At 63.8% G+C, this 22,445-nt stretch carries 20 protein-coding genes and 1 tRNA gene; 14 read left to right on the top strand and 7 right to left on the bottom strand.

The window, feature by feature from the left end:
• The first annotated feature begins 88 nt into the window (after nucleotides 1–88).
• Nucleotides 89–162, top strand: a tRNA-Gly gene (locus tag ACTXG9_RS02330).
• Nucleotides 163–296: 134 nt separating this feature from the next.
• Here the strand turns inward: ACTXG9_RS02330 and ACTXG9_RS02325 are convergent.
• Nucleotides 297–1,175 carry a PoNe immunity protein domain-containing protein gene (locus tag ACTXG9_RS02325; protein WP_456115433.1) on the bottom strand — a complete coding sequence of 293 codons (879 nt, stop codon included), beginning with the start codon at nucleotides 1,173–1,175 and terminating at the stop codon, nucleotides 297–299.
• 106 nt (nucleotides 1,176–1,281) lie between these two features.
• On the opposite strand from ACTXG9_RS02325, the gene ACTXG9_RS02320 reads away from it, so the two are divergent.
• Entirely contained in the window at nucleotides 1,282–2,439 is a 1,158-nt protein-coding gene (locus ACTXG9_RS02320) for a hypothetical protein (RefSeq protein WP_258010015.1), read from the top strand.
• A gap of 92 nt (nucleotides 2,440–2,531) precedes the next feature.
• Here the strand turns inward: ACTXG9_RS02320 and ACTXG9_RS02315 are convergent, their stop codons facing one another.
• Nucleotides 2,532–2,897, bottom strand: coding sequence for a hypothetical protein (locus ACTXG9_RS02315; protein WP_227852960.1), 366 nt, complete (start codon nucleotides 2,895–2,897; stop codon nucleotides 2,532–2,534).
• Nucleotides 2,898–3,062: 165 nt separating this feature from the next.
• On the opposite strand from ACTXG9_RS02315, the gene rimK reads away from it, so the two are divergent.
• The 6 genes from rimK to ACTXG9_RS02285 all read left to right on the top strand — a co-directional run bounded on the left by rimK (nucleotide 3,063) and on the right by ACTXG9_RS02285 (nucleotide 8,171).
• Nucleotides 3,063–3,941, top strand: a complete 879-nt coding sequence (gene rimK, locus ACTXG9_RS02310; RefSeq protein WP_026347043.1) for a 30S ribosomal protein S6--L-glutamate ligase — start codon at nucleotides 3,063–3,065, stop codon at nucleotides 3,939–3,941.
• Between the two features lie 243 nt (nucleotides 3,942–4,184).
• Complete coding sequence (locus ACTXG9_RS02305) at nucleotides 4,185–4,661, top strand: hypothetical protein (protein ID WP_188250273.1); 477 nt, start codon at nucleotides 4,185–4,187, stop codon at nucleotides 4,659–4,661.
• Between the two features lie 93 nt (nucleotides 4,662–4,754).
• Entirely contained in the window at nucleotides 4,755–5,228 is a 474-nt protein-coding gene (locus ACTXG9_RS02300) for a hypothetical protein (RefSeq protein WP_021201975.1), read from the top strand.
• An 8-nt stretch (nucleotides 5,229–5,236) separates the two neighbouring features.
• The gene (locus tag ACTXG9_RS02295; RefSeq protein ID WP_005410804.1) at nucleotides 5,237–5,914 is read left to right on the top strand and encodes a response regulator transcription factor; all 678 of its coding nucleotides are present in this window, start codon (nucleotides 5,237–5,239) and stop codon (nucleotides 5,912–5,914) included.
• Nucleotides 5,877–7,244 (top strand): sensor histidine kinase, encoded by a 1,368-nt coding sequence (locus ACTXG9_RS02290; RefSeq protein ID WP_031269244.1) that lies wholly within the window; start codon nucleotides 5,877–5,879, stop codon nucleotides 7,242–7,244. Before ACTXG9_RS02295 ends, ACTXG9_RS02290 begins: the two co-directional genes overlap by 38 nt.
• Before the next feature lie 540 nt (nucleotides 7,245–7,784).
• A complete protein-coding gene (locus ACTXG9_RS02285; RefSeq protein WP_171953456.1) occupies nucleotides 7,785–8,171 on the top strand; it encodes a hypothetical protein in 387 nt (128 codons plus the stop codon).
• Between the two features lie 173 nt (nucleotides 8,172–8,344).
• On the opposite strand, the gene coaE is transcribed toward ACTXG9_RS02285, so the two are convergent.
• The 3 genes from coaE to ACTXG9_RS02270 are packed head-to-tail and all read right to left on the bottom strand — an operon-like array spanning nucleotide 8,345 to nucleotide 11,099.
• Nucleotides 8,345–8,956 (bottom strand): dephospho-CoA kinase, encoded by a 612-nt coding sequence (gene coaE, locus ACTXG9_RS02280; protein WP_288041440.1) that lies wholly within the window; start codon nucleotides 8,954–8,956, stop codon nucleotides 8,345–8,347.
• Nucleotides 8,957–8,967: 11 nt separating this feature from the next.
• Nucleotides 8,968–9,831: a prepilin peptidase gene (locus ACTXG9_RS02275; RefSeq protein ID WP_456115432.1), complete on the bottom strand. Its 864-nt coding sequence runs from the start codon at nucleotides 9,829–9,831 to the stop codon at nucleotides 8,968–8,970.
• 8 nt (nucleotides 9,832–9,839) lie between these two features.
• Nucleotides 9,840–11,099 (bottom strand): type II secretion system F family protein, encoded by a 1,260-nt coding sequence (locus ACTXG9_RS02270; RefSeq protein WP_111101802.1) that lies wholly within the window; start codon nucleotides 11,097–11,099, stop codon nucleotides 9,840–9,842.
• A 353-nt stretch (nucleotides 11,100–11,452) separates the two neighbouring features.
• Between ACTXG9_RS02270 and ACTXG9_RS02265 the strand changes: the two genes are divergently transcribed.
• From ACTXG9_RS02265 to pilB, 4 genes are all read left to right on the top strand, one after another.
• On the top strand, nucleotides 11,453–11,881 hold the full coding sequence (locus ACTXG9_RS02265) for a pilin (RefSeq protein ID WP_111101801.1): 429 nt from the start codon (nucleotides 11,453–11,455) through the stop codon (nucleotides 11,879–11,881).
• Between the two features lie 106 nt (nucleotides 11,882–11,987).
• Nucleotides 11,988–12,404 carry a pilin gene (locus tag ACTXG9_RS02260; RefSeq protein ID WP_111101800.1) on the top strand — a complete coding sequence of 139 codons (417 nt, stop codon included), beginning with the start codon at nucleotides 11,988–11,990 and terminating at the stop codon, nucleotides 12,402–12,404.
• Nucleotides 12,405–12,521: 117 nt separating this feature from the next.
• On the top strand, nucleotides 12,522–14,630 hold the full coding sequence (locus ACTXG9_RS02255) for a sulfatase-like hydrolase/transferase (RefSeq protein ID WP_111101799.1): 2,109 nt from the start codon (nucleotides 12,522–12,524) through the stop codon (nucleotides 14,628–14,630).
• Nucleotides 14,631–14,823: 193 nt separating this feature from the next.
• Entirely contained in the window at nucleotides 14,824–16,551 is a 1,728-nt protein-coding gene (gene pilB / locus ACTXG9_RS02250; protein WP_111101798.1) for a type IV-A pilus assembly ATPase PilB, read from the top strand.
• 173 nt (nucleotides 16,552–16,724) lie between these two features.
• Here the strand turns inward: pilB and ACTXG9_RS02245 are convergent, their stop codons facing one another.
• Both ACTXG9_RS02245 and ACTXG9_RS02240 read right to left on the bottom strand, forming a co-directional pair.
• Nucleotides 16,725–18,098, bottom strand: coding sequence for a sigma-54-dependent transcriptional regulator (locus tag ACTXG9_RS02245; RefSeq protein WP_021204206.1), 1,374 nt, complete (start codon nucleotides 18,096–18,098; stop codon nucleotides 16,725–16,727).
• A gap of 60 nt (nucleotides 18,099–18,158) precedes the next feature.
• Nucleotides 18,159–19,772, bottom strand: coding sequence for a sensor histidine kinase (locus ACTXG9_RS02240; protein ID WP_021204205.1), 1,614 nt, complete (start codon nucleotides 19,770–19,772; stop codon nucleotides 18,159–18,161).
• A gap of 380 nt (nucleotides 19,773–20,152) precedes the next feature.
• On the opposite strand from ACTXG9_RS02240, the gene sucC reads away from it, so the two are divergent.
• Together sucC and sucD are read left to right on the top strand one after the other, a co-directional pair.
• Nucleotides 20,153–21,322: an ADP-forming succinate--CoA ligase subunit beta gene (gene sucC, locus ACTXG9_RS02235; RefSeq protein ID WP_005418614.1), complete on the top strand. Its 1,170-nt coding sequence runs from the start codon at nucleotides 20,153–20,155 to the stop codon at nucleotides 21,320–21,322.
• Between the two features lie 24 nt (nucleotides 21,323–21,346).
• The gene (gene sucD / locus ACTXG9_RS02230; protein ID WP_005418610.1) at nucleotides 21,347–22,222 is read left to right on the top strand and encodes a succinate--CoA ligase subunit alpha; all 876 of its coding nucleotides are present in this window, start codon (nucleotides 21,347–21,349) and stop codon (nucleotides 22,220–22,222) included.
• Nucleotides 22,223–22,445: the final 223 nt, after the last annotated feature.

The following is a 22,445-nucleotide window of genomic DNA, read 5'->3' as shown; positions in this document are numbered from 1 at the left end:
TTCGGGAACGAAGGGGATCCGGCCCCGCTCTGATGCGGGGGCACCATTGCGCAACACCGGCCCCAGCGCATAGACTTTCCACCGCATCGCGGGCGTAGCTCAATGGTAGAGCTGTAGCTTCCCAAGCTACTGACGTGGGTTCGATTCCCATCGCCCGCTCCATGTCTCCAGGGTATTCACCCCCGGCAGACGCGGCGTACTCGATGCACCACACCCAGCTCGAGCGTGTGGCAGCAGCGCCGCAATCTCTTCCTCAGTGTTGGGCTGTGGTCCCTTCGAACCATAGCTGGAGTGGCTTATGCGCCCGCTTGCGGCCGGGCGAAGTCCACCAGGTCGGAAGGATAGTGCGGGCAGGTGCGCAGCGCGGCATCGTCGCCGCCATACAGCACCACCAGCGCTGCTACCTCCAGCGCCCAGTAACCCCAGGCATTCGGTCCGGTCAGGCGTCGGGTCCGCTTCTGGGCTTTGGGCGACAGCAGGAAGAAGTCGCGGTACTGCACCTGCAGGTAGCCGGCCAGCAGTGAAGGGTCGAACGCTTCACCGTCGCGCAACGGCGCGAACAGCTCGGCGAACGGGCGCGGATGGAATATCGCATCGCTGGCTTCGGCAAGGCCCAGTGCCGGTGCGCTGAGGTAGTCCAGCACGCGGTCGGTGTCGAAGCAGAGCACCTTCTCCACCAACGCTGGAAGACGGTCCTGCGCATCCAGCAGCACGCCCAGTGACAACAGCTGCAGGGCGTACTCGTAGTGCTGCGTTGTGCGCGGTTGCAACGGCGCGGCCAGCGCGATGTCGTGGCCCTGCTGTTGCAGGCTGTTCCGGGCAATGGCCAGCAAACGTGCATGCTCGAGCCAGAGTTCTGCAACGTCGGCATGCATCTGCTGCAATGCCGTGGGGGCGAATCCACGGTCGATGCCTTTCAGCAGCAGGTTGCTGCCGGTCTGGGCAACCGCTTCCAAGCCGTACGCATGTTCCAGCGCCGCATGCCCCTGCAGCGGTTCCTCCGCAGGGTCACCGCCATTGCGCGCATGACGCGCAAGCAGGGCCATGCCCGCGTTCCAGTCTGCCTGCCAGTCCGGCAGGCGAAGCATGCGGCGCGGTACTCCCGGATCCTTGGCCAGTGCTCTCCATCGCGGTAGTACGTCCAGCAGCAGATTCCGGCGGTTCACGGCAGTCATCGGTTCCATCATCAGGGAAAGTCTAGCGCCAATGCCGGTTCGACCCCCATTGCCTGGCACCGCGTTGAAGGTTTGAATGGTGCGCAATCGCAGTCACCATGCCCGCATGACCGTTGATCGAATCGCCCTCCGCCGTTTCACCCAGTGGCTGCCGTTCCTGGTCCTGGTCGCCATCTGCGTGGCCTGGTGGTCGCCGCTGGGCGTGGTTGTCGCCCTGGCCGCGTGCCTTGCAGTGGGTGGTGTGCTGCAGCGCCTTGATCTGGTCGGCGATACCGTAGGCGGCGCACTGCTGCGCTCGCGGGCGACGCTGCCCTTTGCTACCCGGCCGCCCACGCATGATGTCCTGTTGGATTGGGGCGAACTGGGCATGGGAGGTCCGGCCTACAGCACCCAGATGCTGCGCGATGGCGCCATTGTCGAGGGCGTATCCACTGGAGGCAGCCACGACGCCAGTGGCGAGTGGCAGACGCTGGCGGGAAGCGGGCTGCGTGTGGCCAGTGGCTATGTTGATCGCAGCGAAGCGGTGATCGTCTACGACGAAGCGGACAAGCGGGTGATGCACCTGCAGGCAATTGTTCCCAGCCTGTTCTGGCAGGAACTGCACGAGCGCCGGCAGCTTGGCGGGGATGCCGAAGCCGCAATGTGGTTGCGGGATATCCCCTGTCGATCGACCGCGCTGCGGCCCTGCCGGGGTCTATGGCTGGAACCGGAGCATCCCGCGCTGGCCGCCGGGTTGCCGCAGGCATTGCGGCATGTCCTGCCGGATGCCCGGGTGCTGCAGGCCATACCGCTGCTGCCCGACGATCTGCGCCTGACCGCGCATCCGACGCTGTTCGCGCGCGTTTGCCCGTACGCGCTCTGTCTTGATGGCGAGCCCAGTGACCGTCACGCCTGCGATCTGGAAACGGTGATCACCAGCCCGTCCGGACGGTGCGTGGTGGTGGCGGGCAGCGTGCTTGATGGGGATCTGCGTCCCATCGAGGGCGTATGGCTCGTCCACTGGCAGGGGTGTTGGCAGGCCATTGGCCGCCGTGCGACGGGCGGCAGCGGCAAGGCCCGCAGTGGTGCCTGGATCGATGTGATCGAGGCCGGCGATGACGGTTCGCTTCGCTGCGAAGCCTATGAGGAACACTGGACGTTCGACGCGATCACACGCATCCCCACACCACACACGGCGCTCGCCCTGCCTGTGGAATGGCGGGAAACCGCGCTGGCCGTGCGTGTCCGCGATGGGCACTTCTCGCTGCGCCTGCCCCCGCGCTGATCAGCGGCGGCAGGCATCCCTTGGATGAGCCATGAGGATGTCCCCGGCGACGGTGCGGTCATCGCCGGAGACGGTGCGGCGACTATCGGCTGTCAGTCTGAGTAGAAGCCGTTGCCAAGGGTGCCGGGCAGGCTGGGTTCCGGCCACGGCATCAGTGATGTGCAGGCGTCATACAGCGTGCAGAAGTCCTGCCGCAGTTGCGCAGGCACCCAGCTGCCGTAGGACACGTCGGTCGAGTCGCCCTGGCAGGCGTAGGAAACATCGATCCAGCGGGTGTTGGCGTGTGAGGCAACGCCTTGGTGCTGTGTCTTGCCCGTGCAGTAGCGCAGGCCCTGGCCGATCAGGGTGTTGTTGGCATCGAAGTAGAGCCGGGAGACTGCGTGGGTCGGCGCAGCCCGTACGTCTGCGGCGCCTCCCACCAGGCCAAACAGCAACAACAGCGGAATTCCCATTCGCATCTGTGGTTCTCCTTGGATTGTGCAAGCCGGCCGTTTATGTCCATCAGCCGGCAACGGCATATTCGCACAGCCCCGGCAGGCATGCAGATGCGGTGGCCTGCGGGGCATCATCCACCCGCCACACGCCCGCGCTATGCTGCGCGCCTGCCGCCCGATCCTGCCGCGATGAAGCTCGCCATCCTGTCCCGCAACAGTTCCCTGTATTCCACCCGCCGGCTGGTCGAGGCGGCACGCACGCGTGGCCATACCGTTCGCATCCTCGACCCGCTGCGCTGCTACATGCGCATCGCCGCCGATGGTTTTTCGATGCACTACAAGGGCCGGCCGATGACCGGCGTGGACATGGTCATCCCGCGCATCGGTGCCTCGATCACCCGCTATGGCACCGCCGTGCTGCGGCAGTTCGAGCTGATGGGCGCACGCACCCCAAACCCCTCCGACGCGATCCTGCGTTCGCGCGACAAACTGCGTGCGCACCAGCTGCTGGCCGCCAAGGGCATCGACATGCCTGTCACCGTGTTCGGTGACAACCCGGATGACACCGTCGACCTGTTGTCCATGCTCGGCCCGCCGCCCCACGTGGTGAAGCTCAACGAGGGCACCCAGGGGCGGGGCGTGATCCTCACCGAAAAGGCCAGCGCATCGCGCGGTATCGTCGAGGCCCTGCGCGGGCTGTATGCCAATTTCCTGATGCAGGAGTTCATCGGTGAGGCCAAGGGCGCCGACCTGCGCTGCTTCGTGGTGGGCGACCAGGTGGTGGCCTCGATGCAGCGCCAGGCGCCGGAAGGCGACTTCCGCTCCAACCTGCATGCCGGTGGCACTGCGGTGGCGGCCAAGGCCAGCCGCGCCGAACAGCAGGTGGCGGTGCGTTCGGCCAAGGCGCTGGGCCTGTCGGTGTGCGGGGTGGACCTGATCCGCTCCGCGCGCGGCCCGCTGGTGCTGGAGGTCAACTCCACGCCGGGGCTGGAGGGGATCGAAGCCGCCTGCGGGGTAGATGTGGCCACGCGCATCATCGAGCACGTCGAGAAGCTGAAAAAGCCATGACAAATCAATATTTTGAGATTCTCATGGGCAAATGAGGCCGGCTTTAACATGCCTTTAATCGGCGCCGGCGTAGCCTTCAGCGAACCGCAGCTCTGCCTCTCAGCAGGATCGGTATCGGGATACGACTTCAGACCCAGGCGGGCCACCGCCTGGGTCTTTTTTATACCTGCCGGAAGTCCCTTGTGGAGGCCGCGTGACGGCCGTAGAGTGGCCATCGTTCCTGGATGGATCCGGAGGCTGGCGATGTACCGCATCACGATGATCGCGTTGTTGCTGGGGTTGTCTGGCACTGTCTCCGCCAAGCCGGAGAAGACCGCCATACAGATGGACGGGCAGGCACCGGTGGCCGAGCAGGTCCGGCGGGTTGAAAGGGCCCTTGATGACGGCGAGTACAGCGAGATTTCCGCTGACGACCGCGCCCAGGTGCAGCAGGCCCTGGCGCGCATCACCCAGCGCATGGGGGACCACAGCACGCTTCAGGAGCTCCCGCCGCAGGTCCAGGCAGAGGTCTTCAACGACCAGGAGCGGATCAACACCGTTCTTGTCCGCGCCCACGAAGACAGCCGCAAGATCTGCCAGCACACCCGCACCACGGGCAGCAACATGCCCAAGAGCCGCTGCCTGACGGTGGCCGAGCGCCGCCGGATCGAGGAAAAGGGCAAGGCCCTGCTCAACGACCAGCGCACCTTCAACAATCTCACGCCTCCCAGTAACCGCTAGCCGGGCCGATTGCCGCCCGAGCGACCGGCACTTGCTCGCGTGAAGGCGGTGCGAATACAGTCAACCCTCAACTCAAACAAGGATTCGTTTGTCATGAAGTCTCTCCTGATGTCGGCGGTCCTGGTCTCGGGCCTGACCCTGGCCACCGCCGCCTCCGCATCCAGCCAGGCCGGTGAGGTCTTTATTCCGGGCAAGCCGCTGCAGCAGCAGATCGAGCGCATCGAAATCGAACTCAACGATGGCGAGACCTACAGCGAGCTGAAACAGGCCGACCGCAGCCGCGTGCGCGAGGCGCTGGTGCGCATGCGTACGGCCGTCGAGCAGCATCCCGACCGCGATTCCATGCCTGAACAGGTACGAACCGATGTCTTCAACGATCAGCAGATCGTGAACACGGTTTTGACACAGGCCCGTGAAGATAGTCGTCTAATATGCCAACGTGAAAAGGCCACGGGTTCGAACCGGTCCACGACGCAGTGCACGACCGTAGCCGAGCGCGCGCGACGGAAGGACAAGGCACAGCGTGATATGGGCCAGGCCCAGCGCGTCGGCAAATTCGTCAATTAGAGGTGACAGTGAGAATCCTGGTAATCGAAGACAACAGCGACATTGCGGCCAACCTGGGCGACTACCTGGAGGACCGGGGCCACACCGTGGACTTCGCGGCTGACGGGGTTACCGGTCTGCATCTGGCCGTGGTGCACGAGTTCGACGCGATCGTGCTGGATCTCAACCTGCCAGGCATGGACGGCATCGAGGTCTGCCGCAAGCTGCGCAACGAAGCGCGCAAGCAGACCCCGGTACTGATGCTCACCGCCCGCGACTCGCTGGACAACAAGCTGGCCGGCTTCGATTCCGGCGCGGACGACTACCTGATCAAGCCGTTCGCGCTGCAGGAAGTGGAAGTGCGTCTGAACGCCCTGTCGCGACGCGGCAAGGGCGTGCAGACCCGCGTGCTGGAAACCGGCGATCTGGAATACAACCTGGATACGCTGGAAGTGCGCCGCCAGGGCAAGCTGCTGCAGCTCAACCCGACTGCACTGAAGATCCTGCAGGCGCTGATGGAAGCGGCCCCGGCCGTGGTGACCCGCCAGGAACTGGAAACCCGCGTGTGGGGCGAAGAACTGCCCGATTCGGATTCCCTGCGCGTGCACATCCACGGCCTGCGTGCGGTGGTCGACAAGCCGTTTGAAGTGCCGCTGATCCAGACCCGCCATGGCATCGGATACCGCATCGCCACCCCGGAAGCCTGATTCGGTGGCAAGCAAGGGGGAGCGCCGGCGCACGCCGTATCGGCGGCGCCTGCGCAGCCGCATCATCGTTTCGTTCGTGTTGTTGGGCTTCTGCCTGACAACGCTGTTCGCGTTCGCCACCAACTGGGCCCGCCTGCGCGTGGAAAACCAGCTGGTGGAAGAGCTGATGAACCGCAACATCGACGAGTATGCGCGCCGCTATTACGAGCACCCCGGGCATAACCCGGATGCACCGGTGCTGCAGATCAGGGCTTATGCCTATTCGAAGGACAAGTTCGACCGGGTGCGCGAAGAACGCGCGCAGTGGGCGGGCTTCTCCGATGGCATCCACAGCGTCAGCGGTGATGAGCACGGCGAGCCGTACTCCTACAAGCTGGCCGTGCGCAAGACGCCGGACGCCTGGTTCTTCCTCGCCTATGACATGACCGACAGCGTGCGCGGCGGCAAGCAGCTCAACCGCGCGCTGGTGCTGTCGGTGCTGGTGTTCAGCCTGCTGTCACTGGTGCTGGGCTGGTGGTCGGCCTCGAAGGTGATGAAGCCGGTATCGGACCTGGCCGCACGGTTGCGCGCCTACCGTGGTGGTACCAGTGACCCTGAGCCGCTGGCGCCGCGTTTCCCCGATGACGAAGTGGGGCAGCTGGCACAGGCACTGGACGACTATTCCTCGCGGCTGACCGAAGTTGTGCAGCGCGACCGTGAGTTCAATGCCGACGTCAGCCATGAGCTGCGCACGCCGCTGGCGGTGATCCGGGGTGCCACCGAGCTGCTGCTGACCCGGCCCGGCCTGGACGAAAAGGTGCTGCAGCGCCTGCAGCGCATCCAGCGTGCCGAACAGCAGTGCAGCGATCTGATCGGCGCGTTGCTGCTGCTGTCGCGCAACGAACGCGGTCAGGGCACCAGCAACGTGGCCCGCGTAGCCGAGCAGCTGCTGGACGCGCACCGTGCGCAGCTGGGTGGCAAGCCGCTGGAGCTGGTGCTCGAAGGTGAGCGCAACCTGGTGATCGATGCGCCCGAGGCGGCGCTGTCGGTGGCACTGGGCAACCTGATCGGCAATGCGGTGAAGTACTCGCAGGACGGCGAGGTGCGCGTGTTCGTCGGCGCCAATTCGGTCTCGGTGACCGACAGTGGCCCGGGCCTGAGCGAGGAAGATGCCGCCAAGCTGTTCCAGCGTGGCTACCGCGGCACGCATGCTGGCCATTCGCAGGGCGGCGGCATCGGCTTGTCGATCGTCAGCCGCCTGTGCGATCTGTACGGCTGGCAGGTGAGCGTGCGCCCCGGTGGCGAGCGTGGCGTGATCGCCACCCTGACGTTCTCGCCGAAGCCGTTGTAAAGCCTTCACTTTGGTGGGGGCTCCACGTTTGTAGAGCCGAGCCCGCGCTCGGCTGCGGTGGCTTCCCGGAGCCGAGCATAGGCTCGGCTCTACACCGGGTTCGTTTTGCGCCCTGTGTCGCTTGTGCCATCGAATTAACTTCGCAGGCGTGATGGGCCAGAAGCCCAACACGACATCACCGTGATCGCCGCCACGCCGCGCGCGTGCCCGCATGCACGCATTCGCACCCTCAGCTGCGGCTTGAGAATTTCCTTACAGATCACAGCGCTGCGTGATGGCCAGATGGGGCGGCCGGGGCAGGTGCCCTGGCCGGGATTGGCGTCCTGAAAAAAACCTTCAACTCAAGCGCTCCGGGTGTGCTGCGGCTCATCACGGAAAATGCATCGGCTGCCTTGTTTCGGCGGATGGTGCGTGGGGATTCATCAGAATCCGCTGGAGTCTTTTTCCTCGCGCTTGAGTTGTTGGGTCTCCGGTACGCCAACCCGCACCGTCCGCCACCTTGCATCCGCGGGTGGCCTGCCGTCTGCGAGGAGATTCACCATGTCCGCACGCCCCTTGTTCCCCCAGCTGCACGCCCTGATCGGCGAAGCCGCTGACCTGCTGCCGGTCGACGTCGCCGAGCGCATCGAAGCCCTGCTCGATGATCCCAAGGATCTGCTGCCTGCGCTGCTGGCCCGCATGGACGGGCGCGATGCAGCCGACGGCCGACGGCTGGACGCGCAGGGCCTGAGCCCGGCCCAGGCGGCCACCATGGCCGGCCTCAGCCGCACCCTGGCCGGCTTGAATGCACTCATGCAGGTGCTGCACGCCGCCGAAGCCGCCCGCGAGCAGGGCGGTGCCCACCAGCAGCTCAGCCCGGATGTCGTAGATGGACTGCTGCTTGGCGCACGAGAACTGGCCCGCTATGCCCGCCTGCAGCTGGAGTAGGTCCACGCAATGCGTGGATGCAGAACGCTTTGTAGAGCCGAGCCCATGCTCGGCTTGATGATCGCAGCCGAGCATGGGCTCGGCTCTACAGCAGTTCCACGCCGGTGCAGGGTAGATCGCCGCAATGCGCGGATGCGCCTCGGTAGTGCCGGCCGCTGGCCGGCAACCAGGTCTCAGCCCCCAGCCAACCCCAGATACCGCTCATGCAGCTGTTCCACCTGCGCCTGCAGGTCTTCCGGGTGGCCATCATTGACCACCACGTCATCGGCCAGCGCCAACCGCTGCGCGCGGCTGGCCTGCGCAGCAATCATCCGGTCGGCCAGCGCAGCATCAATGCCATCGCGCTGCATCAGCCGGGCATGCTGCACGGCCTCCGGCGCGTCCACCAGCAGCACCCGGTCCAGCCATGGGTAGGCCTTCCGCCCACCCACCTCGGTCAGCAGCGGAATGGCGGCAACCGCATAGGGGCTCTCAGCCTGCTCGCACTGCTGCTGCATCAGCAGGCGGATAGCCGGGTGGGTGATCGCTTCCAGCGCCGTCCGCTCGGCCGGATCGGCGAACACGTGGGCGCGCAGGCGCCCCCGGTCCAGGCTGCCATCGGCCAGCAGCATGTCGGCGCCGAAGCGCTCGGCGATGCGGGCCAGCGCCGGGCTGCCGGCGGCCACCACGGCCCGTGCGGCCAGATCGGCATCGGCCACCACAATGCCCAGCGCCTCGAAGCGCCGGGTTACTTCGGTCTTGCCGGAGGCGATGCCCCCGGTCAGGCCAACCACATAGCGGCTCATGGGGACTCCCCTCAGCGCAGCCCGCTCATCATCAGGTACTGATCCACCAGCGGTGCGCCCCACATGAAGTACAGCCAGCCGGCGATGGCCAGATACGGCCCGAAGGGAATGGGCGTGGCGCGGTCACGGCCCCGGCTGTACAGCCAGATCGAGCCGATGATGGCGCCCAGCACCGACGACAGCAGGATGATCGGGAGAATGCCCTTCAGCCCGCACCAGGCGCCGAGCGCGGCCAGCAGCTTGAAATCACCGTGGCCCATGCCTTCCTTGCCGGTCAGCTGCTTGAACAGCCACCAGACCATCCACAGCGACAGGTAGCCCACCGCCGCGCCGACCAATGCAGGCTTTGCCGGCATGTACAGGTTGTCGATGTTGCCTATCAGGCCCAGCCACATCAGTGGCAGGGTCAACTGATCGGGCAGCAGCTGGGTGCGCAGGTCGATGCCGGACAGGGCGATCAGGAAGCAGGTCAGCACGATGGCGCCGAAGCCCTGCCAGCCGAAGCCGAACTGCCAGACGCAAGCCAGCACCAGCACCGAGGTCAGCGCCTCCACCAGCGGGTACTGCAGCGAGATCGGCGCCTTGCAGTGGCGGCACTTGCCGCCCTGGATGATCCAGCTGAACAGCGGGATGTTCTCGTACCAGCTCAGCTTGTGCTTGCAGTGCGGGCAGTGCGATGGCTCCACCACGATCCCCGGTGGGGGTGGCTCATAGAAGTCCGGTTCCTCCAGGACTTCGCGCGCATCGCGCTTCCACTGCCACTCCAGCCGCTTGGGCAGGCGCAGGATGACCACGTTCAGGAAACTGCCCAGCAGCAGTCCGAAGGCGGCCGCGGCGGGGTAGCCGAGGCCGGGATGCTGGTCGAGAAATGCCATTGATACCTTTAGCCGACGACGGCGCCGAGTTTGAAGATGGGCAGATACATGCCGATGACCATACCGCCAACGACGACACCGATGAAGACCATGATCATCGGTTCGAGCAGGCTGCTCAAGGCGTCAACGGCATTGTTGACCTCCTGCTCATAATACTCGGCCACCTTGAACAGCATCGAATCCAGTGCGCCCGCTTCTTCACCGATACCGGTCATCTGGATGACCATGTGCGGGAACAGGTTGAGCTGCTTCATGGCCATGTTGACCGGGTAGCCCACGGAGACGTCATCCCTCATGCGGAGGACAGCTTCCTCGTAGATCTTGTTGCCGGTGGCTCCAGCGACGATACCCAGCGCTTCCACCAGTGGGACGCCGGCCTTGAAGGTGACCGCCGTGGTGCGGGCGAAGCGCGCGATCGAACTGTTGTGCATGATCTGGCCGATCACCGGAATCTTCAGGATCAGGCGATCCATCGTGTGCTGCATCTTTGGCGATCGCTTGTATGCCATGACGAAGCCGACGCCGGCGCCGATCACGACGATGAGCATGAGCCACCACCAGGACACCATGAAGCGCGAAGCAGCAACGATCATCTGGGTGAAGGCGGGCAGTTCCGCGCCAAAACCACGGAAGACCTCTTCGAACTGAGGAACCACGAAGATCAGTAGGATTGCACTCACGGCAATCGCGACGGCGACAACCATGGCCGGGTAGAACAGCGCTTTCTTGATCTTGCCTTTAAGGCCTTCGATGTTCTCTTTATATGTGGCAACCGTATCGAGCACCGTTTCCAGAACGCCAGCGCCCTCGCCGGCGCGGACAAGGTTCCGATAGAGCTCGTCGAACTGGACCGGATGCTTGCTGACCGCTTCATAGAGCGATGAGCCACCTTCAATGTCCGTCTTGATCGTTTCTACCATCTTCTTCATGCGCGGGTTCTTGTGCCCGCTGCCGATGATGTCCAGTGCCGATACGATCGGTACGCCGGATTTCATCATTGTGGCCATCTGCCGACTGAAGAAGGCAATGTCCTTAGGTGAAACGGGTTTACCTGCCGCGCCGAACAGTGGCTTTGGCTTGGGCTTGACCTGCCCGGGGTTGATACCCTGTTTACGCAACTCAGCTCGCAGCAGATTGGCGTTCTTCGCCAACTGCTCACCCTTCATCTTGATCCCTCGCTTGTCGGTCCCCTCCCAGACAAACGGCTGCAGCTCCATGGTGGCACGCGCCACCGGCTCCTTCTTGATCGCACTGCGACTGACAGACATGTTGGCTCCCCATGACCCGCCATCCCCAGGCGGGCATCTAGCCGTGGATGGTAGCTGGTTCAAGGGCTTCTGGGCAGCCACGGGCAGGCTTGATACGCGATTTCGTGCCGGGAGGCGGCCAAAGGTGACGCACTGCGTCACATTGCCGCGTCCATCGCAGATTCGCATTCAGGGGGTTCCCATACGTGAAATAGCTGCCATCATGGGCGCGGGGAAATTCAGGGGGAGGCGTGCCGGGATTGGCACGCAACCTGCGTTGATCCACCCGCAGGGGCAGGTCCCGCTCAACCGGCCGATCGTCGGACCGATCCTGTCCGCTGACATCAATCACCACTATCTTGGGGATGTACCAAATGAAGAACCAGAAGGGCTTCACCCTTATCGAACTGATGATCGTCGTGGCGATCATTGCCATCCTGGCTGCCATCGCCCTGCCGGCATATCAGGACTACACCGTCCGCGCTCGTGTCTCGGAAGCCTCCGTCATTGCTGCTGGGGCCAAGGTGACTGTCGCCGAGAACATCGCGAACAACGGCGGCGCGCTGCCGACCGACGCTTGCGTTGGCGTTGATACTGCAATTCCGGCGAACAATCCGAACGTTGCCTCGATGACCTGCACGGCTGCAACCGGCGCCATCGAAGTCACCATGACCGCTGATAAGGGCAAGGGCACCGTCCTGACCTACACCCCGACTGCCCAGTCGGGCGCGGTCGGCACCACCTGGAAGTGCGTTGGCAGCGGTAGCGCCGCCAAGTACTATCCGGCGGAATGCCGCTCGTAAGAGCAGCTTCTCAGCTGGCTCAAGGGACCCCGCTCAGGCGGGGTTCTTTGTTGGAGCAGAGGAATCGATCTGGACTCGAAAATGTGCCGATTGGGGAGGCACAACCATGCATGCAGACAGGGGATTTACACTCATCGAGCTGATGATTGTGGTTGCAATTATTGCAATTCTTGCCGCAATCGCGCTGCCGGCATATCAGGATTACACCGTGCGGGCCAGGGTTTCAGAAGCTCTCCTGATGGCCTCGGCAGCAAAGGTCACGGTCACTGAAAATGTAAACAACATCAATAAGCTCGATGCGACAGCTTGTGCCGGCGTCGACGATTTGGGGGCGGCGACCGAAAATGTAGGATCGTTGACCTGCACGGGAACCGGTGTACTGACCGTAGTTACGACCAGAATTGCAGGGCAAGTAACGTTGCAGCTCACACCTGCCTACAATCCGAACGAGGTTATTCGTTGGACCTGCAAGCGAATTGCGGGGGCGAACAAGTTCGTCCCAGCGGAGTGCAGGTCTTCCTGATGCTGGGTGGATAGCAAGGCAACTCACGGAAGGGTGTGGTCTCTGGCCAGAATTTGGTGGCGGAGGACATAGGGGAACAGGAATGCGAAGCAGGAACTTCTCGCAGAGGGGGCGTTGATGAAGGTCTCGGCGATTGCTCGCCAGTGCGTCTGTGCAGCCATTGTTGGTGTCGCACTACTGGTAGTTCAGGCGTGGCAGATCGTTGAGAGCTTCGGGCTGAACGGAGGTGGTGTAAAGAGCAACGTGATGCAGGTGCAGATCGCGGCACAGATTGCATCTGATCCGTTAGCGGTCGCTGCCATCTTGGGGTTCGCGCTGCTTGCCCTAGTCGCTCATCTGCTGCTTGCCTTGGGGGCGGTCGCTGTGTACAGAGGCGGCTGCAGGGCCATTGCTCCCGCCCGCCGGGACTCTCTCGTCAGGTGCCTTGCGTTTCTGGCAGCTGTAATGACATCTGCCACTTTGGCCAATCAGTGGCTGTACCCAATGTCAGAAGCGTTTGCGTTCATGGATCTGCTTCTGGTCCAGACGTACTCGCCCTTATTGCTTGGGCTGTTGTGCCTGCTGTGCGGCGGGATGTTGCTGGCATCGATGATTACACTCGCGCGGGACTTTCGGCGAGTGACCTATGCGTCTGTGTCTATGCTGGCGATGTCTGCAAGCGCTGTTCTGCTGTGGAAATTTCTGCCTGCGGTCAATACAGAGGGATCTGCACGTAGCCAGCCCGATGTTATCATCTTGGGAATTGACTCGCTACGGCCTGATTTCATCCCCGCGTATGGTGGGCTTCCAGCTCGTTTGACGCCGGCTATTGATCGAGCACTGAAGCAATCAGTGATCTTGACGGATGCAAAAACGCCTGTGGCGCGAACTTTTGTTTCTTATTCAAGCATTCTGACTGGGCAATATCCGATCACTAATGGAGTTAGGTTCAATCTTCATCCAAGGTCGGACTTTAGTCCTGACAACACAATTGCCTGGACTCTCAAGGGGCGCGGATATCAGACATTATTCGCGATGGACGAATCGAGATTTGCCAACTTCGATGAGAGTTTCGGGTTTGATGTGGTGATAAATCCAAAGCCTGGGGCATTGGATTTTGTTGTGGGTGGCACATTTGATCTGTTTGCCACCAACCTACTTCTGTCGGTTCTGCCGACTGCAGACGTATTGAGTCCGGTCAAGGGCAATCGTGCCGCGTACCGTAGCTACAGGTTGAACGATCATCCGCAACGCGTTATCCGCGAACTGCGGAATCTCTCGCCTGACAAGCCTCTGTTCATGGTGGGCCACTTTTGTCTGCCGCACTGGCCGTATCTGCCAAGCGACGTGCATGGTGACGACTTGCCGACGTGGATCCGGGGAGTAAGCGGCTACGCAGATGCGCCAGCTCAGTATCTTCGCGCGATGCAAGGTGTCGATGGGCAGTTCCATACCATCTGGAGTGAGCTTGAGGCACAAGGGCGGCTTGCTAACGCTGTGGTGGTTGTGCTTTCTGACCATGGTGAAGATTTTGCTATGGAGCGAGACCGGCTCGCGGCGAGTGATCCAAATCGACCGGATTTCAGGTTCTTTGGCCATGGGAACTTCGCGCTTTCCAAGGCGCAGAATCACGTGGTCATGGCCATTCAACGGTTTCGCGACGGTCGGCCGCTCTGGGCGCCAAGGATGATGAATGGCGCCGCGTCCACGATTGATGTTGCACCGACACTGCTGGATATCGTTGGTGCTCAGACCGATCGTTTGGAAGGACTGTCGTGGAGACAGTCACTCGATCAGGTTGGACATTTACCTGAGGAACGGATCCGCTTCTTCGAGAATGGAATCCGGTCGGCCGGCGTGGAGCGGGCGCAGATCGACGAAAGAGTCGTCGCTGGCGAGATGTCCTATTTGTATCGAGTCACGGCCGATATGCGCTTTGAGATTCGACCAGATCTGATACCCCGAAAGCTGGCTGAGAAGCAGCGGGGAGCTACGCGAGGAAATGTCGGGGTGATGACTGATCCTCCGACTGGACTCGACATCCAAGCATCTGCACCGTGTTGGCAGGTTGTTGACTACACCGCTCGGACAATGGGATGCACTGGCTATCCGTCCGATATTCCTGGCATTGCTGAGCTGCAGACTGCTGTCTGTCAACATTACCAAGATGACCCTGGGTTCGACGTGGCCTGGTGCCGCGACGTCAAACCAGCTGTGGAGGCAGAGCGCATCGCCGGAGAAGTGTAGAGGTGCGCTGCGCGTCGTATGATTTGGACGTATCGTTCGGTAGCCCTCCAATGCGGTCTTTGTTGGGATATCGGGACAGGGACCAAAAGTTGAAATGGGTTCTGATGTGCATGGAGCATCTGCATCGCCCCTCATGTAGGCCACTTCGCGGTAAATCCGCAACAAGGGCTGTAAATTCAATCAAGAGGGCAACATGAACACCGTAACCACCGCCAACCTCGTCGGCATCACCGGCTTGGCCCGCCGCCTGGTCCAGGACGGCGCTCTGGACGAGGCCTCCGCCCGCGATGCGATGGCCAAGGCCGCTGCGGCACGCCAGCCGCTGCCCACTTGGTTCGCGCAGAACAAGCTGGTCAGTGCCCCGCAGCTCGCCGCCGCCAACGCGGTCGAGTTCGGCATGCCGCTGTTCGACGTGTCCACGTTCGACGCCAGCCAGAACGCCATGAGCCTGGTCAGCGAGGAGCTGCTGCGCAAGCACAACGTGCTGCCGCTGTTCAAACGCGGCGGCAAGCTGTTCGTGGGTACCAGCAATCCGACCCATGCGCTGGACGAGATCAAGTTCCATACCAACCTGGTGGTGGAGCCGATCCTGGTCGATGAGGACCAGATCCGCCGCACGCTGGAACAGTGGCACGCCAGCCATGACACCATCGGCGACGCGCTGGGCGGCGACGACGAAGGCATGGCCAACCTCGATGTCGGCCTGGGCGACGACGAAGGCGCGGGCACCGACGCCGGCATCGACGCCAAGGGCGACGACACCCCGGTAGTGAAGTTCGTCAACAAGGTACTGGTCGATGCGATCCGCAAGGGGGCCTCGGACATCCACTTCGAGCCCTACGAAGACGATTACCGCGTGCGCCTGCGCATCGACGGCCTGCTGAAGATGGTGGCGCGCGCGCCGGTGAAGTTGAACCAGCGCATTGCCGCGCGCCTGAAGGTGATGGCGCAGCTGGACATCGCCGAAAAGCGCGTGCCGCAGGACGGGCGCATCAAGCTCAACCTGTCCAAGACCAAGCAGATCGATTTCCGCGTCAGCACGCTGCCGACCCTGTTCGGTGAAAAGGTGGTGCTGCGTATCCTGGATGGCAGCGCGGCCAAGCTGGGCATCGACAAACTGGGCTACGAGCCGGACCAGCAGAAGCTGTTCCTGGATGCGATCCACAAGCCTTACGGCATGGTGCTGGTGACCGGCCCCACCGGTTCGGGCAAGACCGTTTCGCTGTATACCGCGCTGGGCATCCTCAACGACGAGACGCGCAACATTTCCACCGCCGAAGACCCGGTGGAAATCCGCCTGCCCGGCGTCAACCAGGTGCAGCAGAACAACAAGCGTGGCATGACGTTCGCTGCGGCGCTGCGCTCGTTCCTGCGACAGGATCCGGACATCATCATGGTCGGCGAAATCCGCGACCTGGAGACGGCGGAGATTGCGATCAAGGCGGCGCAGACCGGCCACATGGTGCTGTCCACGCTGCATACCAACGACGCGCCGCAGACCATCGCGCGCCTGATGAACATGGGCATCGCGCCGTACAACATCACCAGCTCGGTGACGCTGGTGATCGCGCAGCGCCTGGCACGCCGGTTGTGCCCGAACTGCAAGCGCCCGGCGAACCTGCCGGAGCACGCGCTGCTGGCCGAGGGCTTCACCCAGGCGCAGCTGGATGCGGGTATCCAGTTGTATGAGGCGGTGGGCTGCGATGAGTGTACCGAGGGCTACAAGGGCCGAACGGGTATCTATCAGGTGATGCCGATGACCGATGAGATCGCCACCATCGTGCTGGCCGGTGGCAATGCACTGCAGATTGCAGAGGCGGCGCAGCAGATCGGGGTGAACGACCTGCGGCAGTCTGCGTTGAAGAAGGCTGCGGCCGGGATCACCAGCCTGGCGGAGATCAATCGCGTTACCAAGGATTGAGGTAGAGCCGAGCCCATGCTCGGCTGAGGTACCGAAGAGCAGCCGAGCGTGGGCTCGGCTCTACAGTAGATCCACGCCATGCGTGGATGATCGGCCACGGATCCCATAGTAGTTCCACGCCGTGCGTGGATGGCGCGGTCCCGACCACCGCGCAGCCGGGCATGGGCTCGGCTCTACTCCATCCCCAGCTTCTTCAGTTTGTAGCGCAGCGCGCGGAAGGTAATCCCCAACTGCGCGGCCGTGCGGGTCTTGTTCCAGCGGTTCTCCTCCAGCGCGCGCTGGATGGCGCTGCGCTCCAGCTGCTCGATGTACGAGGGCAGGGCGGCGCTGCCGGGCTGCAGGTCGGCCACGGCTTCGGCGGGCGCGGCACTGCCCGGCGCACGCGGGGCGTGCTGCGGCAGGCGCAGGTCGTCGGCACCGATGCGGTCTTCTTCGGCCAGTGCCAGCGCGCGTTCCAGGATGTTCTCCAGCTCGCGCACATTGCCCGGGAACGCGTAGTGGGCCAGCGCTTCCAGCGCCGACGGCGCCAGCAGCGGGGTGGCGCGGCCGTGGCTGCGGGCCAGCCGCGCCAGTACGGCGGCGGCCAGTTCCGGCAGGTCCTGGCGGCGCTCGCGCAGTGGCGGCACCTTCAACTCGATCACGTTGATGCGGTAGTACAGATCGTGGCGGAAGCGCCCGTCCTCGACCAGCTCGGCCAGGTCCTTGTGGGTGGCCGATAGGATGCGCACATCCACCGGTTCCTCGTTGGCCGCACCCACCGCACGTACCGACTTTTCCTGGATCGCGCGCAGCAGCTTCACCTGCATCTGCAGCGGCAGCTCGGCCACTTCGTCCAGGAACAGGGTGCCGCCGTGCGCGGCCTGGAACAGGCCGGGCTTGTCGGCATGCGCGCCGCTGAAGCTGCCTTTGCGGTGACCGAAGAATTCGCTTTCCATCAGCTCGCCGGGAATGGCGCCGCAGTTGACCGGCACGAACGGCCCGGCCGCGCGCGCGCCCTGGGCGTGGATGGTGCGAGCAACCAGTTCCTTGCCAACTCCGGATTCACCGAGGATGTAGACCGGCGCCTGGCTGCGCGCGACCTTGCTGATGGTGGTGCGCAGTACGTCCATGGCCGGCGAAGCGCCGAGCAGGCGTGCTGCCTGTTCGGTGGCGGGGCCGGGCGCAGGGCGCTCGCTGTTGTTGAGTTCCAGCGCGTGCTTGACCAGGCCACGCAGTACCGAGATGTCCACCGGCTTGCTGACGAAGTCGAAGGCACCGGCCTTCAGCGCTTCCACGGCCAGATCCATGCTGCCGAACGCGGTGATCATCGCCACCGGCGTGCGCGGGTAGTGCTGGGCGATCTCGCTGACCAGCTCGATACCGTTGCCATCCGGAAGCCGCATGTCGGTGATGCACAGATCGTACGGATTGCTGGCCAGCAGCTCGCGGGCTTCGGCCAGGTTGGCGGCGGTACTGATGCGCAGGCCCATGCGGCCAAGGGTCAGTACCAGCAGTTCGCGGATGTCGCGTTCATCGTCGACGACGAGGGCGCTGCGGGTTTCGTTCATGGGCGTGAAAGATAAACGAGGGGGCTGGAAGCGACAAATGTTTGACGCACAGATCTGCAATCAGGTGGGCAGCAAGGTGTGGGGGCCGGGCAGCACCAAACGGAAGCAGGAGCCGCCGGCGGGCACGGGAATGTAGTCCAGGCGTGCCTGGTTGGCCCGGCACAACTCGCGGGCGATATACAGGCCCAGCCCGGTGCCGTGCTCGGAGGTGGTGAAGAACGGACGGAACAGCTGCGCGGCCACGCTCTCGGGAATGCCCGGGCCACGGTCCATCACGTCGATCACCGCGCTGCGCTCGTGCTGGGCCACGCGCAGGCGCACCCGCGCCGGCTGCTGGCCGATGCGGCCGTACTTCAATGCGTTGTGCACCAGCACGGTGAGCACCTGGTACAGGTGCTTGGCGTCGACCTGCGCCATCACCGCCGTATCGCTGATGATCGGTTCGATGCTGTCGGTTTCCAGCGTCTGGCCTTGTTTGTACTCCAGCACGAAGCGGCGCACGAAGGCGACCAGGTCGACGTTCTCGGGCGTGGCGCGTTCGCGCCGTGCCAGCCCCAGCACGCTTTCGACGATGCCATTGGTGCGCTGGCATTGCTGGCGGATGATCTGCAGCAGGCGGCGGTCGCTTTCGTTGAAGCCGGTGCCTTCTTCCAGCAGCTGCACGGCATAGTTGATCGCCGCCAGCGGGTTGCGGATTTCATGGGCGAGGCTGGCCGAGAAGCGGCCCATGGCCGACAGGGTGAGCGATTCGGCGCGCCGCGAGACCACGCTGGAATCGTCCAGGAACACCAGGGCCAGCTCGCTGCCCGCCAGCAGGCGGGCGAAGCGCGGTTGCACTTCCGGCTGGTCGGGGTTGAGCTGCAGCGGCAGTTCGTCCTGCGCCCAGCCGTTGCGCCAGCGCTGCAGGCGGCGCGCCAGTTCCGGCGCGGCACTGGCCAGATCCAGGCGTCCTGTCTCACCGATGCCGTCATTGTCACCGAGCAGCATCGAGGCCGCTTCATTGGCCAGGGTGATGCGGTTGTCGGCGTCTACCACCAGCACGCCAGTGCGCATGCGGCGGATGATCAGTTCGTTGATCTGGAACAGGTTGGCTACTTCGTCGCCGCGCTGGTTGGCCAGCTGCTGGTTGCGGCGTGCGCGGCTGCCCACCTGGTAGCTGATGAAGGCCAGCGCCAGGTAGCTGGTGGCGAACATGGCCAGCTCGGCCAGCGTGCGGGTGGGATCGCCGCCTTCCAGCACTTTCCACAGGTATTCGGTACCGGTGGCCAGGCTGGCCGCGACTGCCAGGCCCAGCCCCCAGCTCAGCGGCAGCAGGGTGGCGGCCGCGGCGATGTTGAACAGCAGCGACATCGAGATGCCAGCGCTGGCGCCGGGCAGGGCGTGCGCCAGCAGGGTGGCGGCGATGATATCCACCAGCACGCTGGTGACCACGATGGGGCGCAGCCAGCGTTCGTTGCGGCCGATCGCCAGGGCCAGCAGCGACAGCACCAGATAGATGGCCGCAACGGTATCGGCCAGGCGCGGGTGGTGGGCCTCGCCGACCATGCCGGACAGGGGGCTGTAGAGCAGGCCGGCGATGACTGCGGCGATCAGCACCCGGTACAGCGCGAAGAAGTACAGCTCACGCCGCGGAATCGATTCGATGCGGTCGATCAATGAAGCACTGGGTGACACGCCGGAACTCCCCTTCTGGCTGCCTGGGTCTGGAATCTGCGGCGGGCCTGCCTGGCATCCCCTGAGGCCGGGCGGGCACGTCGCGTCGATGTAGTGTCGAGCGTGCTCGAGAGGGCCAGTATAGGGCCCCTGCGCTGGCGCCGCGGGACCGCCCCGCATCGCGCATTTGGCCCGCCGCGGAGACCGGAGGCCAGCGCCAGGGCGGGCGCAACTGCCTGAATGACGGCGAAAATCCGCCCGCGTCTGGCGTTTTGTACAGACTTCTTTGCGCCCCGGCGCCGGCTCGGCCACAATAGTGGGCCCGCCGCGGTCCGTGCCGGTGCCTCTTCCAGGGGGCCCTGAGGAATTGCGTGCGGTCGTTCCTATTCCCACGGTGACGCATGAATTTCCACGAATACCAGGCAAAACAACTGCTTGCCGAATACGGCATCCCGGTCCCGGCCGGCAAGGTCGCGGCGACCCCGGACGAGGCGGTTGAAGTCGCCCAGTCGCTGGGCCAGGGCCCCTGGATGGTCAAGGCGCAGATCCACGCTGGCGGCCGCGGCAAGGCTGGCGGCGTCAAGTTCTGCAAGACCGTCGATGATGTGAAGGCCGCAGCGGCCAAGATGCTCGGCACCAAGATGGCCACCTACCAGACCGCCGGCGTCGAGCTGCCGATCAACCTGGTGCTGGTGACCACCGCCGGTGAGATCGTCAAGGAGCTGTACCTGTCGGTCCTGGTGGATCGCGGCACCCGCACCATCAGCTACATCGCCTCTTCCGAAGGCGGCATGGAAATCGAGCAGGTCGCTGCCGAGACCCCTGACAAGATCCACACCCTGAACGTGGACTTCGTCGAGGGCGTGCAGGGTTACCACGGCCGTGACATCGGCTTCAAGATGGGCCTGACCGCCAAGCAGGCCGGCCAGTTCGCCAACATCATGGTGAACCTGTACCGCATCTTCAACGAAAAGGACCTGGCGCTGGTTGAGATCAACCCGCTGGCCATCCTGGACGATGGCAACCTGTACGCGCTGGACGGCAAGTTCAACAGCGACGACAACGCCAACTTCCGCCACAAGGAACTGGTCGCGATGCGCGACAAGTCCCAGGAAGACGAAACCGAAGTGACTGCTTCGGAGCTGGACATCAACTACGTCACCATGGACGGCAACATCGGCTGCATGGTGAACGGTGCCGGCCTGGCCATGGCCACCATGGACGTCATCAAGCTCAACGGCGGCGAGCCGGCGAACTTCCTGGACGTGGGCGGCGGTGCCAACAAGCAGCGCGTCATCGAAGCGTTCAAGCTGATCCTGTCCTCGGACAAGGTCGAAGGCATCTTCGTCAACATCTTCGGCGGCATCGTCCGCTGCGACATGATTGCCGAAGGCATCATCGCCGCCGTGAAGGAAGTGGGCGTCAAGGTTCCGGTCGTGGTGCGCCTGGAAGGCACCAACGTGGAAGAAGGCAAGCAGCTGCTGCGTGACAGCGGCATGGCCATCATCCCGGCTGACAACATCAACGACGGCGCCAAGAAGGTCGTTGAAGCGGTCAAGAACGCCGCCTGATCCACGACACCGAAGGAAATTCCCATGTCTGTTTTGATTAACAAGAACACCAAGGTGATCGTGCAGGGCTTCACCGGCCAGCAGGGCACCTTCCACGCCACTCAGATGATCGAGTACGGCACCCAGGTTGTTGGCGGCGTGACCCCGGGCAAGGGTGGCACCACCCACATCGACCTGCCGGTCTTCAACACCGTTGCCGATGCCGTGCAGAGCACCGGCGCCAACGCGTCGGTCATCTACGTGCCGCCGCCGTTCGCGGCCGATGCGATCCTGGAAGCCGCTGCTGCCGGCATCAAGGTCATCGTCTGCATCACCGAAGGCATCCCGGTGCTGGACATGCTGCGCGTCAAGAACGTGCTGACCCGTTCCTACCCGGACACCGTCCTGATCGGTCCGAACTGCCCGGGTGTCATCACCCCGGGTGAGTGCAAGATCGGCATCATGCCGGGCCACATCCACAAGCCGGGCAAGATCGGCATCGTGTCGCGTTCGGGCACCCTGACCTATGAAGCGGTCAAGCAGACCACCGAAGTCGGCCTGGGCCAGTCCACCTGCATCGGCATCGGTGGCGACCCGATCAATGGCCTGAACTTCGTCGACTGCCTGAAGCTGTTCAACGAAGACCCGCAGACCGAAGGCATCATCATGGTCGGCGAAATCGGCGGTGACGCCGAGGAAGCCGGTGCCGAGTACATCAAGAACCACGTGAAGAAGCCGGTCGTCGGTTTCATCGCCGGTGCGTCGGCTCCGGCCGGCAAGCGCATGGGCCACGCCGGCGCGATCGCCTCGGGCGGCAAGGGCACTGCCGAAGGCAAGTTCGCCGCCATGGAAGCTGCTGGCGTCGTCACCGTCCGTTCGCCGGGCGACCTGGGCGCTGCCATCGCCAAGCTGGTGAAATAAGAACGACTGCCTCTGGCAGCCGATTCTGTAGAGCCGAGCCCACGCTCGGCTTGCTTTGGAAAAGCCGCCCTCGGGCGGCTTTTCTGCGTCTGGCGGCCGCCTGGTCGGCCCATCCACGCATGGCGTGGATCTACTGAGCCGGGGCTGTCCACGCAGTGAACGCCCCCGGCGCGCGCACGACGCGGCGCTACAATGGGCGCATTGCAACCACAGGCTGATTCCC

Source organism: Stenotrophomonas maltophilia group sp. LNF247, assembly GCF_054083135.1.
Note: the sequence above shows the minus strand (reverse complement) of the source record. Positions and strands in the feature narration are given on the sequence as shown.

Bases quoted from the DNA above. Each gene is read 5' to 3' on its own strand.
- ACTXG9_RS02325 (WP_456115433.1), bottom strand. From the start codon at position 1,175: ATGACTGCCGTGAACCGCCGGAATCTGCTGCTGGACGTACTACCGCGA.
- ACTXG9_RS02320 (WP_258010015.1), top strand. From the start codon at position 1,282: ATGACCGTTGATCGAATCGCCCTCCGCCGTTTCACCCAGTGGCTGCCG.
- ACTXG9_RS02315 (WP_227852960.1), bottom strand. From the start codon at position 2,897: ATGCGAATGGGAATTCCGCTGTTGTTGCTGTTTGGCCTGGTGGGAGGC.
- rimK (WP_026347043.1), top strand. From the start codon at position 3,063: ATGAAGCTCGCCATCCTGTCCCGCAACAGTTCCCTGTATTCCACCCGC.
- ACTXG9_RS02305 (WP_188250273.1), top strand. From the start codon at position 4,185: ATGTACCGCATCACGATGATCGCGTTGTTGCTGGGGTTGTCTGGCACT.
- ACTXG9_RS02300 (WP_021201975.1), top strand. From the start codon at position 4,755: ATGAAGTCTCTCCTGATGTCGGCGGTCCTGGTCTCGGGCCTGACCCTG.
- ACTXG9_RS02290 (WP_031269244.1), top strand. From the start codon at position 5,877: ATGGCATCGGATACCGCATCGCCACCCCGGAAGCCTGATTCGGTGGCA.
- ACTXG9_RS02285 (WP_171953456.1), top strand. From the start codon at position 7,785: ATGTCCGCACGCCCCTTGTTCCCCCAGCTGCACGCCCTGATCGGCGAA.
- coaE (WP_288041440.1), bottom strand. From the start codon at position 8,956: ATGAGCCGCTATGTGGTTGGCCTGACCGGGGGCATCGCCTCCGGCAAG.
- ACTXG9_RS02275 (WP_456115432.1), bottom strand. From the start codon at position 9,831: ATGGCATTTCTCGACCAGCATCCCGGCCTCGGCTACCCCGCCGCGGCC.
- ACTXG9_RS02270 (WP_111101802.1), bottom strand. From the start codon at position 11,099: ATGTCTGTCAGTCGCAGTGCGATCAAGAAGGAGCCGGTGGCGCGTGCC.
- ACTXG9_RS02265 (WP_111101801.1), top strand. From the start codon at position 11,453: ATGAAGAACCAGAAGGGCTTCACCCTTATCGAACTGATGATCGTCGTG.
- ACTXG9_RS02260 (WP_111101800.1), top strand. From the start codon at position 11,988: ATGCATGCAGACAGGGGATTTACACTCATCGAGCTGATGATTGTGGTT.
- ACTXG9_RS02255 (WP_111101799.1), top strand. From the start codon at position 12,522: ATGAAGGTCTCGGCGATTGCTCGCCAGTGCGTCTGTGCAGCCATTGTT.
- pilB (WP_111101798.1), top strand. From the start codon at position 14,824: ATGAACACCGTAACCACCGCCAACCTCGTCGGCATCACCGGCTTGGCC.
- ACTXG9_RS02245 (WP_021204206.1), bottom strand. From the start codon at position 18,098: ATGAACGAAACCCGCAGCGCCCTCGTCGTCGACGATGAACGCGACATC.
- sucC (WP_005418614.1), top strand. From the start codon at position 20,153: ATGAATTTCCACGAATACCAGGCAAAACAACTGCTTGCCGAATACGGC.
- sucD (WP_005418610.1), top strand. From the start codon at position 21,347: ATGTCTGTTTTGATTAACAAGAACACCAAGGTGATCGTGCAGGGCTTC.